Consider the following 14,962-nt stretch of genomic DNA (forward strand, 5'->3'; position numbering starts at 1 on the left):
CGTATGTATGTCGCAGTCAAAGGCGGCGAACGCGCCATCGAGAACGCCCATCGCCTGCTGGCGCACGCGCGGCGCGGCGATCAGGGCGTTCCCGAAATTTCGCTCGATCAGATTTCCGAGCAGCTCGGCCTTGCCGTCGATCGCGTCATGAGCGAAGGCTCGCTCTATGATCGCGAGCTTGCTGCGCTTGCGATCAAGCAGGCGCGCGGCGACCTGATCGAGGCGATCTTCCTGGTCCGCGCCTTCCGCGCCACCTTGCCGCGCTTCGGCGCGAGCGAGCCGGTCGACACCGGCGCCATGCGGGTGCAGCGGCGGGTGTCATCGACCTTCAAGGACATTCCGGGCGGGCAGATCCTCGGGCCGACCTTCGACTACACGCATCGCCTGCTCGATCCGGGTCTTGCCGAAGGTTTCGTGCCGGATGAGCCGGCGACGGCCGAAGCCTCGCCTGCGGCCACGCCGCGCGTGACCGACATTCTCGGTCGCGATGGCTTGATCGAGCCGTCGCCGCAAGTAGAAGACGGCGTGCCCATCGGCGATCTCACGCGCGAGCCGCTGAATTTTCCAGCCGATCGCGACCTGCGGCTGCAGAATCTCGCACGCGGCGACGAAGGTTTTCTGCTGGCGATGGGTTATTCGACCCAGCGCGGCTATGGCCGCAACCATCCGTTCGCCGGCGAGATCCGCTTCGGCGAGGTCGAGGTCGAGTTCTTCGCCGAGGACGTCGGCTTCGCCGTGCCGCTTGGCGCGATCGAGCTCACCGAATGCCAGATGGTCAACCAGTTCAAGGGCTCGGCGACGGAAGCGCCCTGCTTCACGCGAGGCTATGGCCTCGTCTTCGGCCAGAGCGAGCGCAAGACCATGTCGATGGCGCTGGTCGATCGCGCGCTTCGGGCGCGCGAGCTCGGCGAGGAGGTGCTTGCGCCGGCGCAGGACGAGGAGTTCGTGATGTCGCATTCCGACAACGTCCAGGCCACCGGCTTCGTCGAGCATCTGAAGCTGCCGCACTATGTCGACTTCCAGTCCGAGCTTGGCCTGCTGCGTAAGCTGCGACAGGAATTTGCCGAGGCCAACGACGTCGAGCCGATGAAGGAGGCCGCGGAATGAACGCGCCTGCCTACAATTTTGCCTATCTCGACGAGCAGACCAAGCGGATGATCCGCCGTGCGATCCTCAAGGCGATCGCGATTCCCGGCTACCAGGTCCCGTTTGCCAGCCGCGAAATGCCGATGCCCTATGGCTGGGGCACCGGTGGCGTGCAGGTCACGGCCGCGATTCTCGGACCCGATGACGTGCTGAAGGTGATCGACCAGGGTTCCGACGACACCACCAACGCGATCTCGATCCGGAAATTCTTCGCCAAGACCGCGGGCGTCGCCACCACGACTGCGACGATTGATGCGACCGTGATCCAGACCCGTCACCGCATCCCGGAGACGGCGCTTGGGCCAAACCAGGTGCTGGTCTATCAGGTGCCGATCCCCGAACCCCTGCGCTTCCTCGAGCCGCGCGAGACCGAGACGCGGCGCATGCATGCGCTCGCCGAATACGGCCTGATGCATGTCAAGCTCTACGAGGACATCGCTCGCTTCGGCCACATCGCTACCGCTTACGCCTATCCGGTAAAAGTGAACGCGCGCTACGTGATGGACCCGTCGCCGACGCCGAAATTCGACAACCCCAAGATGGACAATTGCCCGGCGCTCCAGCTTTTCGGTGCCGGCCGCGAGAAGCGCATCTATGCGATCCCGCCCTACACGCAGGTGGTGTCGCTCGATTTCGAGGATCACCCCTTCGAGCCCTACCGCTTCAACGCACCCTGCGCGCTGTGCGGTGCGGAGAATTCGTATCTCGATGAGATCGTCACCGACGACAAGGGTGGGCGCATGTTCGTGTGCTCCGACACCGACTATTGCGAGGGCCGCCAGGCCGCCGGCCACCACGGCAGCCTGAGCGCCGCGCCGTACAAGGAGAAGGCGCAAGGGGAATCAAATGGCTGAGCCTGTGCTTGAGAACGATCAGCCGCTGCTGGTCGCGGAAGCCTTGAGCAAATCCTACGGCAGGATCGCCGCCTGCCGCGACGTCTCCTTCGCGCTCTATCCGGGCGAGGTGCTGGCGATCGTCGGCGAATCCGGCTCCGGCAAGTCGACGCTGCTCCAGCTTCTCTCCGGCCAGCTTGCGGCGAGCAGCGGCCATGTGTCCTACCGGATGCGCGATGGCGTCACGCGAGATCTCGCCACGCTCGGCGAAGCCGAGCGGCGCTTCCTGTTCCGCACCGATTGGGGCTTTGTGCATCAGGATCCCGCGCAGGGCTTGCGCATGGCGGTCTCCGCCGGCGCCAATGTCGGCGAACGGCTGATGGCCGTGGGATGGAATCACTACGGTCGCATCCGGGACACCGCCTCAAACTGGCTCGAGCGCGTCGAGATCGACGTCGCGCGCATTGACGATGCGCCGAAAACCTATTCCGGCGGCATGCGGCAGCGCCTCCAGATCGCCCGCAACCTCGTCACCGAGCCGCGCCTCGTCTTCATGGATGAGCCGACCGGCGGCCTCGATGTCTCCGTGCAGGCCCGCCTGCTCGACCTCTTGCGCAACCTGGTTGCCGAATTGCATCTCGCTGTCGTCATCGTCACCCACGATCTCGCGGTGGCGCGCCTGCTGTCGCATCGCGTGATGGTGATGAAGGGTGGCCGCGTCATCGAGACTGGGCTGACCGACCAGGTGCTCGACGACCCGCGCGAGCCCTATACTCAACTTCTCGTCTCCTCGATTCTGCCGCCATGAGCCGCCCGATGACTGCCATGATCGACGTCGCCGATGCGCAAAAGACCTTTACGATGCACCTCCAGGGTGGTGTCGAGCTGCCCGTGGTCCGCGGTGTAACGTTCCACGTCAATCCCGGCGAATGCGTCGTGCTGTCCGGCCCGTCGGGCGTGGGCAAGTCGTCGATCCTGAAGATGATCTTCGGCAATTATCGCTGCGACGGCGGCCGCATCGGCATCCGCCATCGCGGCACGCTGATCGACCTTGCCAGCGCCGAGCCGCGGCAGATCCTCAATGTCCGGCGCGACACGATCGGTTATGTCAGCCAGTTCCTGCGCGCAGTGCCGCGCGTTGCGACAGTCGACGTCGTCGCCGAGCCGCTGATCGCGAGCGGCGTGGCGCGGCCCGAGGCACAACATCGCGCAGGCGCGCTTCTGCATCGCCTCAACATTCCCGAGCGTCTCTGGCAGCTTCCGCCCGCCACCTTCTCCGGCGGCGAGCAGCAGCGCGTCAACATCGCGCGCGGCTTCATTCCGGTGCTGCCGATCCTGCTGCTTGACGAGCCGACCGCCTCGCTCGACGCCGCCAACCGCGCCGTCGTGGTCGAGCTGATCGCCGAGAAAAAACGCAAGGGCACAGCCATGGTCGCGATCGTCCATGACGACGAGATCCGCCATCTGATCGCCGACCGCATCGTCGACGTCACCCGTTTTGCCGCCGCGGCGTGAAGGACCTGGAAATGAACGTGAAGCCGAATGAAACCGTGATCGCCAACGCCAGGATCGTGCTGGCTGACAGCGTGATCGAGCAGGGCTGGATCGCCCTTGCAAAGGGGCGCATCGCCGAGATCGGCGAGGGCAGGGCGCCTGCGGGCGCCGAGGACGCCGGCGGCGATCTGATCACGCCGGGCCTGATCGAACTGCACACCGATCATTTGGAAGCACACTACGTACCGCGTCCAAAGGTGTTCTGGGATCCCGTCGCCGCCGTCATCTCGTATGATGGGCAGCTCGCGACATCAGGCATCACCACGGTGCTGGACTCGCTGCGGGTCTGGCGCGAGGACGGAGCCGAGGAGGTCGATGGCCGCGCCGGCACGCTCGCCGCTGCGATCGCCACGGCGCGCGGGAAGAATCTGCTACGCGCCGATCACTTCCTCCATCTGCGCTGCGAGATCCCGATGCCGAGCGTGGTCGAGGAGGCCAAGGAGCTGGTCGGCCGCCCCGACGTCCGGCTGATGTCGCTGATGGATCACACGCCGGGCCAGCGTCAGTTCCGCGACGAAGTCAAGCTGCGCGACTATTACCGCGGCAAGGGCGGCGGCATGACCGACGCCCAGCTCGATGAGCTCTTTGCCAGACGCTTCACCTACCAGCAGACCTATGCCGCGACCAACATGCGCGAGATCGTGGCGTTGGCGAAGGACTACAAAATTCCGCTGGCGAGCCATGACGACACCACCGAGGAGAACGTGACCGACGCGATCCGCGACGGTGTCGCGGTTGCGGAGTTTCCGACTACGGTGGAAGCTGCGCGCGGCCTGCACGCAGCCGGCATCGACATCCTGATGGGCGCGCCGAACGTGGTGCGCGGCGGCTCGCATTCCGGCAACATCGCCGCCGTCGATCTCGCGCGCGAGGGGCTCCTGGACATCCTGTCGTCCGACTACATCCCGTCGAGCCTTTTGATGGCTGCGCTGCAACTGCCGCAGCATGTGCCGGCGATCAGCCTTCCGGCCGCGATCCGCACGGTGACGAAGGCGCCGGCCGAGGCCGTCGGGCTTTCCGATCGCGGCGAGATCGCGGTCGGCAAGCGCGCCGATCTGATCCGCGTCCATGTGGCAGGCGGCGTTCCCGTGGTCCGCAGCGTCTGGCGGGAAGGAGGACGCGTCGCATGAGCGAAAGCCCGTCAATTGCGCCACAACAGATCGCGGAGATCGGGCACGGACGTCTGGTTCTGGTCGTTGGTCCCAGCGGAGCCGGCAAGGATACGCTGCTTGGTCTTGCCAAAGCCGCCCTCACTGAAGATCACGATGTGGTCTTTCCGCGCCGGATCGTGACGCGGGAGGCGTCCGCAGCCGAGGACAATGTGTCCGTGACTGCGGACGAATTCCGCCGCGCGCTGGACCACGGCGATTTCGCTGCGCATTGGCAGGCACATGGCCTCTCATATGCGCTGCCGATCGAGATCAACGACGATATCCGTGCCGGCCGCGCGGTCGTCGTCAACGTCTCGCGCACGGTGATCGGCGCGCTGCGCCAGGCCTATGCCAACGTCGTGGTGGTCGCGATCACGGCGCCGCCCGACGTCCTTGCCCAGCGCCTCGCCGCGCGGGCGCGCCGCAGCGACGGCAACATCACGGAGCGGCTCAGCCGCAACGTCGACGACGCAGCGGCGCATGCCGACGTCACGATTGTCAATGCCGGCAGCGCCGATTATCACAGCCGCCAGCTCGTTCGGGTGATCCGCAACGAATGCTGGCGCGAGTAGCAAAGGAGCAGGTGGAATGACGGTGATTACGACGGTCGAGGAGCTCGAGGCCATCTATGGCGTCACCAACGACGCCTCGACCGTGAAGGTCGCTGATCACGTCACGCCGCTCTACCGCGTCTTCATCGAGACATCGCCCTTTGCCGCGCTGGCCACCATTGGTCCGGAGGGCATCGACTGCTCGCCGCGCGGTGATCTGCCGGGCTTCGTGCGCATCCACAACGAGAAGACGCTGATGCTGCCGGACCGCCGCGGCAACAACCGCATTGATTCCTTGCGCAATATCGTTCGTGATCCGCGCGTCTCCCTGATGTTCCTGATCCCCGGTTCCGGCAACGCGATCCGAGTCAACGGCCGGGCGCACATCTCGGTGGATCCGGAGCTGCTCGCCTCCTTTGAGGTCGACGGCAAGGCGCCGCGCAGCGTCATGGTGATGACCATCGATGAGCTCTATTTCCAGTGCGCCCGCGCCATCGTCCGCTCCGACCTCTGGAATCCCGACAAGCGCGTCGATCCGAAGACTCTACCGACGCCCGGCCAGATCCTCGCCGAGATGAGCGAGAACAAGGTCGGCGGCGAAGGGTACGACCGCGCGTGGCCCGCCCGCGCGGCCGCGACGATGTGGTGATACTGTCTTACCCTCTCTCCCGTTCTTCTCCTCTCCCTCTCCCCGTTCTTACGGGGAGAGGGTTGGGGTGAAGGGCTGCTTCCACGCAAACGGTGAAAGGCGGATTCGCGGAGAGTCCCCCTCACCCGGATTGCATCTTCGATGCAATCCGACCTCTCCCCACGGGCGGGGCGAGGTGAAGCGACCGCGAGATTATTCCATTTGTCGGGCGATGCGGCGAGAGAAGCGCCCACGCGCCTCCGCGCGAAATATGGATAGCCATTTCATTGACCGATCGCGTCAATCGCCCGATATTCGTCGTATCGAAACTGCTCCCGCGATGCCGAAGACCGCAGCATGAGAACGAATGACCAGCGAGTTCAAAGCGACATGCGCAAGCGCATGACGCGCCGCTGTTTCTCTGCGGCGACCGGCCGCTGTTGTTGTTGCTGATCGTCACTTCAGCCGCACCTGCAATCGCAAATTTCAGAGACAGAAACGCCGACATCCTCGGCGAACGAGCAGCCATGACCCAAGCCTACATCATCGAAGTCCACGACCGCACCGCCGGCATCATCGCGCGAGATGCGCGCGGTTTCCGCTTCTTCTCCTCCGAGCGCCTGTTCGACAGTCTCGAAGGCCGCCAGTTCCGTTCCGCCCGTGACGCCGAGCGCGCCGCACGAGCCGTGTTCTCCGAACGGCGCCATCTCCTCAATCAATCGCTTTTCGCCATCTGAAGCGGCAACGATAAGGAATCATCTGTCATGATCACACGACGATCCATCCTGACCACCGCGTTGCTGCTTGCGACCGCGTTGGCTGCTCCCGCTCGCGCCGAAGACAAGCCGACCGAAATCCGCATCGGCACGCAAAAGGGCGGCTTCTTCCCGGCGGTGCGACGACGTCACACGATCGAGGATGCCTTCAAGCCGCTCGGCATCGAGATCAAATGGGTCGACTTTCAGTTCGGTCCGCCGCTGCTGGAAGCCATCAATGTCGGCAGCGTCGATTTCGGCTATGTCGGTGATGCGCCGCCGATTTTCGCTCAGGCCGGCAGCGCCAAGATCCGCTATGTCGCGGCGGTGAAATCGGACGGTACCTCCCAGGCGATCATCGTGCCGAAGGATTCGCCAATTCACACGCTCGCCGATCTCAAGGGCAAGCGCATCGCCTTCGGCAAGGGATCGAGCGCGCATAATCTCCTGGTCGCGGCGCTCGAGAAGGGCGGCGTCGCCTGGAGCGACATCACGCCGGCGCCGCTTGCGCCGGCCGATGCGACAGTGGCATTCGTCAAAGGGGCGGTCGATGCCTGGTCGATCTGGGACCCGTACTTCGCGCTAGCCGAGCTGAAGGAGGGCGCACGCGTGCTCGTCCTCGACAAGGACGTACACAAGCCGAACTCCTTTTACATCGCCGGCTCCGACTTCGTCGAAAAATACCCCTCGCTGGTCGCAAAGCTCAACGCGACGTTTGCAGCCGAGGGCGTCTGGGCCGAGAGCCATCACGAGGAGGTGGCGAAAGCGCAGGCCGAGGCGACCGGCGTCGATATCGAGGCGATCAGGCGCTTCGTCGATCGCTCGAACAATCGCGTCGTGCCGCTCGATGCGGAGGTGATCAGGAGTCAGCAGGCGATCGCCGACCGCTTCGCAAAGCTTGGTTTGATCCCGAAGTCGATCGACGTCTCGAGCGTCGTCTGGAAGTGGAATCCGGGTTCCTGAACCCGAACGCTCATCTTCATCAACTCCGGCGGCGCGCCCTGGTGCGCGCCGCCTTCTTGGCGGCGGTGGAACGAGCCTTCGCGCCCTTGGTGCGGCTCGCCTTGCGCGCGGCTGCCGAACGTGAGGCTGCGCTACGCCGGCTCGCGGCACGCTTGGCCTGCTTCGAGAGCGCGCGGCGTGAAGCGGCCCCGCGCGGCTCCTTCTTCAGCACATTCTCCACGGCGCGTGAGACGCGTGGCCGGCGCTTTGGATGCCGTTTGCCCTGGCCGGCCTCATAGGCATATTTGGCGCTGCGGCGCGTCGCCTTCTTCGTACGCCCTTTGCGAGGTGGCGGCAGGTCGACGCCGGCGCGTCGCGCCTCGGAAAGACCGATGGCGATGGCCTGGCGCGTCGAACGCGCGCCGTGCTTGCCCTTGCGGATCTTGTCGATCTCGTCCTTCACGAATTCGCCGGCCTGCGTACTCGGCGATTTGCCTTCGCGTTTATCTTGCCTGGCCTTACGAATGATTTCTCGTCTTGGCATGAGTCAGGTTCCCTTCAAAAGATTGACGAGGGAGTCCTGACCGCAACGCGCAGAACGGCAGATTGATCCTCTTTAGCCCTTCAACGCCGCCAGCAGATCGTCGGGGCGCTCCGCCATGATCATGTGGCCCGCGCCCGGCACCACGACGGTCTTCGCATGAGGGATCGCCGCTGCGAGAGCCCTGCCGGCTTTCGCCGGCGTCATCATGTCCCGTTCGCCCAGGATCAGCGTGGTCGGCACCTTTACAGTCGCGGCCGCCGCGAGCGCGTTGCCATAGGAATTGCAGGCTGACAAATCCTTGAACAGCACGCCCGGCTCGCAGTGCTTCAACACGGCTTGCGCGCCGCCGTGCATCCACAGACCCGGTGCGAGGCTGCCGCCGAGCTCGGCCTTGAAGCCGAGGCCCCAGATCGAGACCATGTCGATCGCGTCCTGGTCGTTGGCCTCTGCGGCTTTCAACAGATCAGGCCCGACCGTCATGGTTGCGGCCGTGCCGATCAGGCTCAGCGCCGAGACCTTGTCGGGGTGGCGCGCCGCGGCCTCCAGCGAGATCAGGGATCCCATCGAATGGCCGATCAGGTGCGCTTTCGCCACGCCGGCCGCGGCGAGCAGGGCGGCGGTCCAGTCCGCCATTTCCGCAATGCTGGACAACGAGGGTCCAGACGAGCGGCCGTGGCCGGGCAGGTCGGGGGCCAGCACGGAATAGCCGTGATGGGCGAACCAGCGCGTATGCAACGCCCAGGTCGAGTGATCAAAACCCGCGCCATGGATGAACACGACGGCAGGCAGCGACTTGTCGAAGTCGCGGCCGCCGGTTGCGACAAACACCTCGGCGCCGTTGACGGAGAGCTTCATGGCTTTCAGACCTTTTGCGAGATGCGCAGCGCTTGGGCGAGATCATCGATGATGTCGGAGGCGGTCTCGATGCCGACCGACAGACGAACCAGCTCTTCCCCGATGCCGGCCGCCTTGAGCTGCTCGACATCCATCTGCTGATGCGTGGTGCTCGCGGGATGGATCACGAGGGTCTTGGCGTCGCCGACATTGGCGAGATGGCTGATCATGCGGAGCTGTTCGATGAACTTGCGCCCCGCAGCGCGGCCGCCCTTGATGCCGAAGGAGACGATCGAACCGGCGCCGCGCGGCAGCAGCTGCTTTGCGAGCTGATAGTCCGGGTGGGTCTCCAGCGAGGGATGCAGCACCCAGTCGACGGCCTTGTTGGACTTCAAGGCCTCCAGCACGGCGTGCGTGTTCTGCATGTGACGGTCCATGCGCACGGGAAGTGTCTCGACGCCTTGCAAGAGCTGGAACGCGTTGGTCGGCGACATGCAGGCGCCGAAGTCGCGCAATCCTTCCGTGCGCGCGCGCATGATGAAGGCAGCCGTGCCGAACTGCTCGTCGAAGACCATGCCGTGATAGCCGGCATAGGGCTCGGTGAGCACGGCGAACTTGCCCGACCCGCGCCAGTCGAAGCGGCCGCCATCGACGACCGCGCCGCCGATCGCGATGCCATGGCCGCCGATCCACTTGGTCGCCGAATGCATCACGATGTCGGCGCCGAGCTCGATCGGCCGACTGAGATAGGGCGTGGCAAAGGTGTTGTCGATCAGAAACGGAATTTTCGCATCATGCGCGATATCAGCGACCTTCGGGATATCAAGGACTTCCAGCCCCGGATTGCCGATCGTCTCGCAGATCACGAGTTTTGTATTCGGCCTGATCGCGGCACGGAACGCATCGTGGTCGCGCGGCTTCACGAAGCTCGTGGTGATGCCGAAGCGCGGCAGCGTGTGTGCGAGCAGGTTGATGGTGCCGCCATAGAGCGAGCTCGACGCAACGATGTGGTCGCCGGCATTGAGAAGTGTAGCGATAGCCAGATGCATCGCCGCCTGGCCGCTGGCGGTGCAGATCGCGCCGACGCCGCCCTCCAGCGCCGCAAGCCGCTCCTCCAGCACGCCCGTGGTCGGATTCGAGATCCGCGTGTAGATGTGGCCGGCGCGCTCCAGATTGAACAGCGCCGCCGCATGGTCCGTATCCTGGAACACGTAGGACGTGGTCTGGTAGATCGGCACCGCACGGGCGCCGGTCGCGGGATCCGGATGCTGGCCCGCATGCAGGCTCAGGGTTTCGAAGGCAGGCGGCTTGGGTGCGGGCATGCTTGGCCTCGTTGGTCGGTCGGCGGGGATGGCCGTTGTGCCACAAATCGACGCGCGGCGTCAGCCTGTACGTCGACCGGGCCGGATTACGGCGAGATGATGCGGTCGCGCATCGCGATCATCACGGCCTGCGTGCGGGTCGCCGCGCCGAGCTTTTCGCAGCAGCTCTTGATGTGGGCCTTCACCGTGCGCCCCGTGATGTTCAGGGCATCGGCGATCTCGTCGGTGGATCGGCCAAGCGCCGCCTGCGTCAGCACCTCGCGCTCACGGAAGGACAACGCGAGCTGCGGGACGTCGGGCCGGCCGCGCAGTCGCAGCGCCCGGTCGAACGCATAAAGCGCCATGAGATGGAGCGCGGGCAGTTCACGGTCCGGCAGCTCGATCGCGGCGCCGCCGAAATAGACCTGCCCCATGCGGCCCGTGGGCGAGGCGACCGGGATCATGAAGCCGTCCACCATTCCGAAGTCGCGGGCGCGCCGCACCAGCTCGGCGGCGCGTGGCTCCCGCTCCGGATCATAGGGCGCCTCCCTGAACCAGCGGAACGGCCGGACCGTCGCCTTGCAATGGCGCAGCGCCGGATCGTCCCAGACATATTGTGCTTTCGAATACATATCCAGGAAGCCGGCAGGCAGCCGTTCGGCGAGAACGGCCTTGCGCGCTGGTTCGGTCGACAGCGGAGCGACATAGGTGCAGCAGAAATAGTCGAATCCATGCTGGCCGAGCACGCGGCCCATGGCGTCGACGACGCTGGCTGCGTCGGGAAGCGTCCCGACCTTCTCGACGAATTCGAACGCGCGACTGCGGATCACGTCCATCCAGCATCCCCCGAGCGGACTTTGACGGATCGGCGCTGCGCGACCCGGCCCGGCCATCGAGTGTAGGACGCCGAGTCAGCGCTCGCAACCAGCGGAGCTAACTTCACGTCCGCGGGTCCTCGCAGGCTGGTGACTTGCTATTCGGTCCCGAATTGCCGATGGAATTCATCGCGCTCGAACATCAGACAAAGGGACAAGCCGAATGACTGCCGAAACCACCATGACTGCCGACGTAATCGGGTTGACCAGGGTCGCTCCGGTCTCGCGCCGCACCTTCATGAGCGCGACCGCCGCGGTCGCCGCGGGCTACACGCTTGCAGCGGGACCCGTTCGCGCCGAAGTCATCACCACCGACACGACCGGCCTTCAGGCCGGGGATGCCACGATCAAGGTCGGCGAGGGCGAAATGCCCGGCTACTATGCACGTCCGGCCGGCGTCAGCCGTCCGCCGGTGGTCCTGGTGGCGATGGAGATTTTTGGCCTCCACGAATACATCAAGGACGTGACGCGGCGCCTCGCCAAGCTCGGCGCCCTTGCGATCGCGCCCAACTATTACTTCAACAAGGGCCCGGATCTGACCAAGATCACCGACGTCAACGAGCTCCGGCCGATCGTCAACGCCAAGCCGGATGCCGAGCTTTTCGCCGATCTCGACGCGACGGTTGCATGGGCCGCGTCGCAGGGCGCCGACACCAGCAGGCTCGGCATGATCGGATTCTGCCGCGGCGGGCGCTACGTCTGGGAGTATGCCGCGCATAGCGATGCGCTGAAGGCGGCCGCTGCGTTCTACGGCTCGCTCGTCGATCCCGCCAATCCGTTGTGGCCGAAGAGCCCGCTTCAGCTCGCGCCCGAGATGAAGGCGCCCGTGCTCGGCCTTTATGGCGAAGCCGATACCGGCATTTCGGTCGCGCAGGTGGAGCAGATGAAGGCCGCCCTCGGGCAGAACAAGAAGACGGCCGAGTTCAAGATCTACAAGGACGCCCCGCACGGCTTCCACGCCGACTATCGCCCCAGCTACCGCAAGGACGCAGCGGAGGATGCCTGGGCCCAGACGCAGGCCTGGTTCAGGAAGTACGGTGTGCTGAGCTGACGGCTGCGTGCGCAGCACGGGGCGTGCGTCATGCGCCGCCCCGTTGTCATTTCAATGGCTCCGGCCGCGGCTAGCCAGTTCTTGCCGCGGCAATTCCGAATAGACGGAAGAGCAGACCAAATAGCCTAGCCGCCCTTCACTGGGGACAGCCGGCCGCCGCCAACCCTGGACATTCGCGTGCCAGAACAGGCTCTGTTGTGAGGCTGGTGACGATTGCAACGCTGCCCGTCAGGGTGAGCGCCAGAAATGCGAGAGCGATCAGATAACGCATGATGATCTCCATGAGATTTGACGAAGCTTCAATCGGTCCTGCGCGGATGCCTTATTCGACTCCAAACAGGTGTTAACGATCATTAACCATCAATCTCTAGCGTTTGTGACAGCTGGCCCCATTTCGGACAAATTCCGTTAGCCTCGGGCGTCATTCGACCACGGCCTAAGACGACCTTCAGCTCGCACCCGAGATGAAGGCGCCCGTGTTCGGCCTCTATGGCGAAGCCGATACCGGCATTTCGGTCGCACGGCTTCCACGCCGACTACCGTCCCAGCTATCGCAAGGACGCTGCGGAAGATGCCTGGGCCCAGATGCAGGCCTGGTTCAGGAAATACGGCGTGCTGGGCTGAGGAAAAGCTTGCGCCTTGCACAGCGTGCTGGCGGCGTCATGCGCCGCCATCGAGCTTGCTTACTCGTTCACCCCTGATCCATCGTTCCCCGGACTGGAGATGCCGAGCCGCTGGGCAATCGTGACGAGCCGAGCTACCGATTGAACGTTCATTTTTTCCATGATCGCTTGCCGATGCGCCTTGATCGTTCGCTCGGCACAGCCAAGTTCGCGCGCGGCATGCTTGTTTGTCTTGCCCTGTACAATGATCTCGAAGACCTGCCGCTGGCGCGGACTCAGCGTCGACAGCCGGGCCCGGAGCGCTTCCAGTTCGCCGTTGCGCGCGCGTTCCGTCTCGTAGCGCGTCATCGCCGCTTCGATTGCACTCAGTAGCTCCGTCGAGCTGACTGGCTTGGTGAGGAAGTTGTCTGCTCCCGCCTTGATCGCTTTCACCGTGAGGCTGATGTCCGGGTAGCCGGTCAGAAACACGATGGGCAGCGTCGAGCCGAGCTCGGTCAAACGGCTTTGAAGCTCAGGCCCGCTCAAGTCCGGCATCCGGACATCCAGAAGAATGCAGCCACCGGCATCTGGTTCCGGCGGCTGGTCCAGCAACTGCTGAGCCGATGCATAGGTGACGACGCGGTAGCCGGTCTTTTCTAGTAGTCGCTGGATAGCTGTTCGGAATGACACGTCGTCATCCACGACATGGATGATGCCGCGCATGTTTCTCCTGGGACGAAAAGTAGCTGTGCTTGCCTGTTATTCTTGTTTGTCCGTACAGCGCCTTCACGCCCGGCCAAGTCTCCTTCGCCTTCTATCGATTTGAAATCGTCGAAAGCCAATTAAACTTATGAAAGCTGGGGAGTAATCTCCTTATCGCGAATGCCTGCCATGTGCGCGATCAAGCCAAACGGTTTTTCAATTACCGATGGAGGGCAGAGCGAAGGATCGCATCGCGATAGTTCCGTCGATTGCGTGCCGTTTTTCTTTCCGCAAATTAACGAGGCTTCAGCACCCAACCCGGATAGAACGGCGAGCGGCGGGGCTTCCCAAAACCAAGACGACAATTGTGAAGTTTGACGAACAGGAGCGCGGTGCGCTGAAGCGTGCCGGCTTTTCCGTCGCGGACGATTACGAAGCGGCCTACCTCGAAGCCCTCGTCGTGATCGGTGCCCACGACGACGAGACCTTGTGGCTGACGATTACTTTGCCGAACTCCACGCGGGTGGTGTGCGCCTTGCCGCGCGCTGAGACCATCGTCGCCATTGATGAGAACGGCTGACACCCGTCCCCAAGATCGGCCGATCCTGGGGCGTCAGTCGCGCGCAGAAAGCGCGCTGCGGCCGCGATCATGGATTTTTGCTGCTGATTTGCCCGACGCGCCAGATGTCTTCGGCATCCCCTGGCGGCGATGGCGCGCTACTTTGCATGGGGTTGTTTTCGATGTTTCGGTTGGGACCGAGACCGACGCCGGTCTCGCGGCTGCCGGAGATGATCGTGGGATGCGCTCGCTAGCCGGAAGGGCCTAGCGGCGGGCGGCGATCGCGGTCAGCTCAAGCTTGACGCCCGGGCCGAGATCCGCGACGCCGACCGCGGCACGTGCCGGCAGATGTTCCGCGGTAAAATAGCGCTTCCAGACCTGGTTGAGCGCCGCCTTGTCGGCGAGATCGGTCATGTAGATCGTCACCTGCAGAACGCAGGAGAGATCTGAGCCGGCCCCCTCGAGCAGGGTCTTCAGCTGGCGAAACACATCGTTGGCCTGCCCCGCCATGTCGAGCCCGGCATCCTCGGGAACGACGCCGCCGAGATAGAGCACGCCGTTATGCTCGACGATCTCGTGGAGCAGTCCTTCATAGGGCAGGGAACGTTTGATCAAGATGGCATCCGTGAGGGGCAGGACGAGACGTCGTCGGCAAATGGGATTGGCTGGTGCTGCCGGACAGGATTGAACTGTCGACCTCTCCCTTACCAAGGGAGTGCTCTACCACTGAGCTACGGCAGCAGATGCTGGCAAAGAATCGGGCCGCGACATGGGCCCACCAAGCGGGGCGATCTCTGCCACAAGCCCCCCTTCTGTGCAAGCGCGCTGGCTCCGCGAAATCGATAAATGGCCCGGTTGCGTGCCCGAAGGGGCCAATTTGCCCCGAAATGACCCGCTTTGGGGCGATTTGGTTCCGCAAAATCCCCAGCCAACT

18 protein-coding genes, 1 tRNA gene and 1 pseudogene are annotated in these 14,962 nt (G+C 64.3%); 12 read left to right on the forward strand and 8 right to left on the reverse strand.

Annotation, left to right across the window (positions count from 1 at the left end; genetic code table 11):
* Positions 1-3 precede the first annotated feature (3 nt).
* The 9 genes from NLN62_RS21515 to NLN62_RS21555 all read left to right on the forward strand — a co-directional run bounded on the left by NLN62_RS21515 (position 4) and on the right by NLN62_RS21555 (position 7,581).
* Positions 4-1,107 carry a carbon-phosphorus lyase complex subunit PhnI gene (locus NLN62_RS21515; protein WP_254110099.1) on the forward strand — a complete coding sequence of 368 codons (1,104 nt, stop codon included), beginning with the start codon at positions 4-6 and terminating at the stop codon, positions 1,105-1,107.
* Positions 1,104-2,000: an alpha-D-ribose 1-methylphosphonate 5-phosphate C-P-lyase PhnJ gene (locus NLN62_RS21520; RefSeq protein WP_027520735.1), complete on the forward strand. Its 897-nt coding sequence runs from the start codon at positions 1,104-1,106 to the stop codon at positions 1,998-2,000. Before NLN62_RS21515 ends, NLN62_RS21520 begins: the two co-directional genes overlap by 4 nt.
* On the forward strand, positions 1,993-2,787 hold the full coding sequence (gene phnK / locus NLN62_RS21525) for a phosphonate C-P lyase system protein PhnK (RefSeq protein WP_027520734.1): 795 nt from the start codon (positions 1,993-1,995) through the stop codon (positions 2,785-2,787). The genes NLN62_RS21520 and phnK overlap by 8 nt, the downstream gene beginning before the upstream one ends.
* 8 nt (positions 2,788-2,795) lie before the next feature.
* A complete protein-coding gene (gene phnL / locus NLN62_RS21530; protein ID WP_027520733.1) occupies positions 2,796-3,494 on the forward strand; it encodes a phosphonate C-P lyase system protein PhnL in 699 nt (232 codons plus the stop codon).
* Positions 3,495-3,505: 11 nt separating this feature from the next.
* Positions 3,506-4,663 carry an alpha-D-ribose 1-methylphosphonate 5-triphosphate diphosphatase gene (locus tag NLN62_RS21535; protein WP_254110100.1) on the forward strand — a complete coding sequence of 386 codons (1,158 nt, stop codon included), beginning with the start codon at positions 3,506-3,508 and terminating at the stop codon, positions 4,661-4,663.
* Complete coding sequence (gene phnN / locus NLN62_RS21540; RefSeq protein WP_254110101.1) at positions 4,660-5,256, forward strand: phosphonate metabolism protein/1,5-bisphosphokinase (PRPP-forming) PhnN; 597 nt, start codon at positions 4,660-4,662, stop codon at positions 5,254-5,256. The genes NLN62_RS21535 and phnN overlap by 4 nt, the downstream gene beginning before the upstream one ends.
* A gap of 16 nt (positions 5,257-5,272) precedes the next feature.
* Positions 5,273-5,884, forward strand: a complete 612-nt coding sequence (locus NLN62_RS21545; RefSeq protein WP_254110102.1) for a pyridoxamine 5'-phosphate oxidase family protein — start codon at positions 5,273-5,275, stop codon at positions 5,882-5,884.
* Between the two features lie 506 nt (positions 5,885-6,390).
* A complete protein-coding gene (locus NLN62_RS21550; protein WP_027520729.1) occupies positions 6,391-6,600 on the forward strand; it encodes a hypothetical protein in 210 nt (69 codons plus the stop codon).
* Between the two features lie 27 nt (positions 6,601-6,627).
* The gene (locus tag NLN62_RS21555; protein WP_254110103.1) at positions 6,628-7,581 is read left to right on the forward strand and encodes an aliphatic sulfonate ABC transporter substrate-binding protein; all 954 of its coding nucleotides are present in this window, start codon (positions 6,628-6,630) and stop codon (positions 7,579-7,581) included.
* Positions 7,582-7,600: 19 nt separating this feature from the next.
* On the opposite strand, the gene NLN62_RS21560 is transcribed toward NLN62_RS21555, so the two are convergent.
* The 4 genes from NLN62_RS21560 to NLN62_RS21575 form a co-directional block, all read right to left on the reverse strand.
* Positions 7,601-8,104 (reverse strand): DUF6496 domain-containing protein, encoded by a 504-nt coding sequence (locus NLN62_RS21560; RefSeq protein ID WP_254110104.1) that lies wholly within the window; start codon positions 8,102-8,104, stop codon positions 7,601-7,603.
* 72 nt (positions 8,105-8,176) lie between these two features.
* Complete coding sequence (locus NLN62_RS21565) at positions 8,177-8,959, reverse strand: alpha/beta fold hydrolase (RefSeq protein ID WP_254110105.1); 783 nt, start codon at positions 8,957-8,959, stop codon at positions 8,177-8,179.
* Between the two features lie 5 nt (positions 8,960-8,964).
* On the reverse strand, positions 8,965-10,260 hold the full coding sequence (locus tag NLN62_RS21570) for an O-acetylhomoserine aminocarboxypropyltransferase (RefSeq protein ID WP_254110106.1): 1,296 nt from the start codon (positions 10,258-10,260) through the stop codon (positions 8,965-8,967).
* 86 nt (positions 10,261-10,346) lie between these two features.
* Positions 10,347-11,075 carry a LuxR family transcriptional regulator gene (locus tag NLN62_RS21575; RefSeq protein ID WP_254110107.1) on the reverse strand — a complete coding sequence of 243 codons (729 nt, stop codon included), beginning with the start codon at positions 11,073-11,075 and terminating at the stop codon, positions 10,347-10,349.
* A 202-nt stretch (positions 11,076-11,277) separates the two neighbouring features.
* On the opposite strand from NLN62_RS21575, the gene NLN62_RS21580 reads away from it, so the two are divergent.
* Positions 11,278-12,165 carry a dienelactone hydrolase family protein gene (locus tag NLN62_RS21580; protein ID WP_254110108.1) on the forward strand — a complete coding sequence of 296 codons (888 nt, stop codon included), beginning with the start codon at positions 11,278-11,280 and terminating at the stop codon, positions 12,163-12,165.
* A gap of 136 nt (positions 12,166-12,301) precedes the next feature.
* Here NLN62_RS21580 and NLN62_RS52990 read toward each other — a convergent pair whose 3' ends face one another.
* Positions 12,302-12,436 (reverse strand): hypothetical protein, encoded by a 135-nt coding sequence (locus NLN62_RS52990; protein WP_256575941.1) that lies wholly within the window; start codon positions 12,434-12,436, stop codon positions 12,302-12,304.
* A 175-nt stretch (positions 12,437-12,611) separates the two neighbouring features.
* Here NLN62_RS52990 and NLN62_RS21585 point away from each other — a divergent pair.
* Positions 12,612-12,789: pseudogene (locus NLN62_RS21585) on the forward strand (dienelactone hydrolase family protein); the annotation flags it as partial.
* 59 nt (positions 12,790-12,848) lie between these two features.
* On the opposite strand, the gene NLN62_RS21590 reads toward NLN62_RS21585, so the two are convergent.
* Positions 12,849-13,490: a response regulator transcription factor gene (locus NLN62_RS21590; RefSeq protein ID WP_254110109.1), complete on the reverse strand. Its 642-nt coding sequence runs from the start codon at positions 13,488-13,490 to the stop codon at positions 12,849-12,851.
* A gap of 346 nt (positions 13,491-13,836) precedes the next feature.
* On the opposite strand from NLN62_RS21590, the gene NLN62_RS21595 reads away from it, so the two are divergent.
* Positions 13,837-14,049 (forward strand): hypothetical protein, encoded by a 213-nt coding sequence (locus tag NLN62_RS21595; RefSeq protein ID WP_027520722.1) that lies wholly within the window; start codon positions 13,837-13,839, stop codon positions 14,047-14,049.
* Between the two features lie 243 nt (positions 14,050-14,292).
* Here the strand turns inward: NLN62_RS21595 and NLN62_RS21600 are convergent, their stop codons facing one another.
* Both NLN62_RS21600 and NLN62_RS21605 read right to left on the reverse strand, forming a co-directional pair.
* Positions 14,293-14,643, reverse strand: a complete 351-nt coding sequence (locus NLN62_RS21600) for a RidA family protein (RefSeq protein ID WP_027520721.1) — start codon at positions 14,641-14,643, stop codon at positions 14,293-14,295.
* Positions 14,644-14,694: 51 nt separating this feature from the next.
* Positions 14,695-14,769, reverse strand: a tRNA-Thr gene (locus NLN62_RS21605).
* Positions 14,770-14,962 lie beyond the last annotated feature (193 nt).

This window comes from Bradyrhizobium sp. CCGUVB23, from assembly GCF_024199885.1.
In the GTDB taxonomy this organism is placed as follows: Bacteria; Pseudomonadota; Alphaproteobacteria; order Rhizobiales; family Xanthobacteraceae; genus Bradyrhizobium.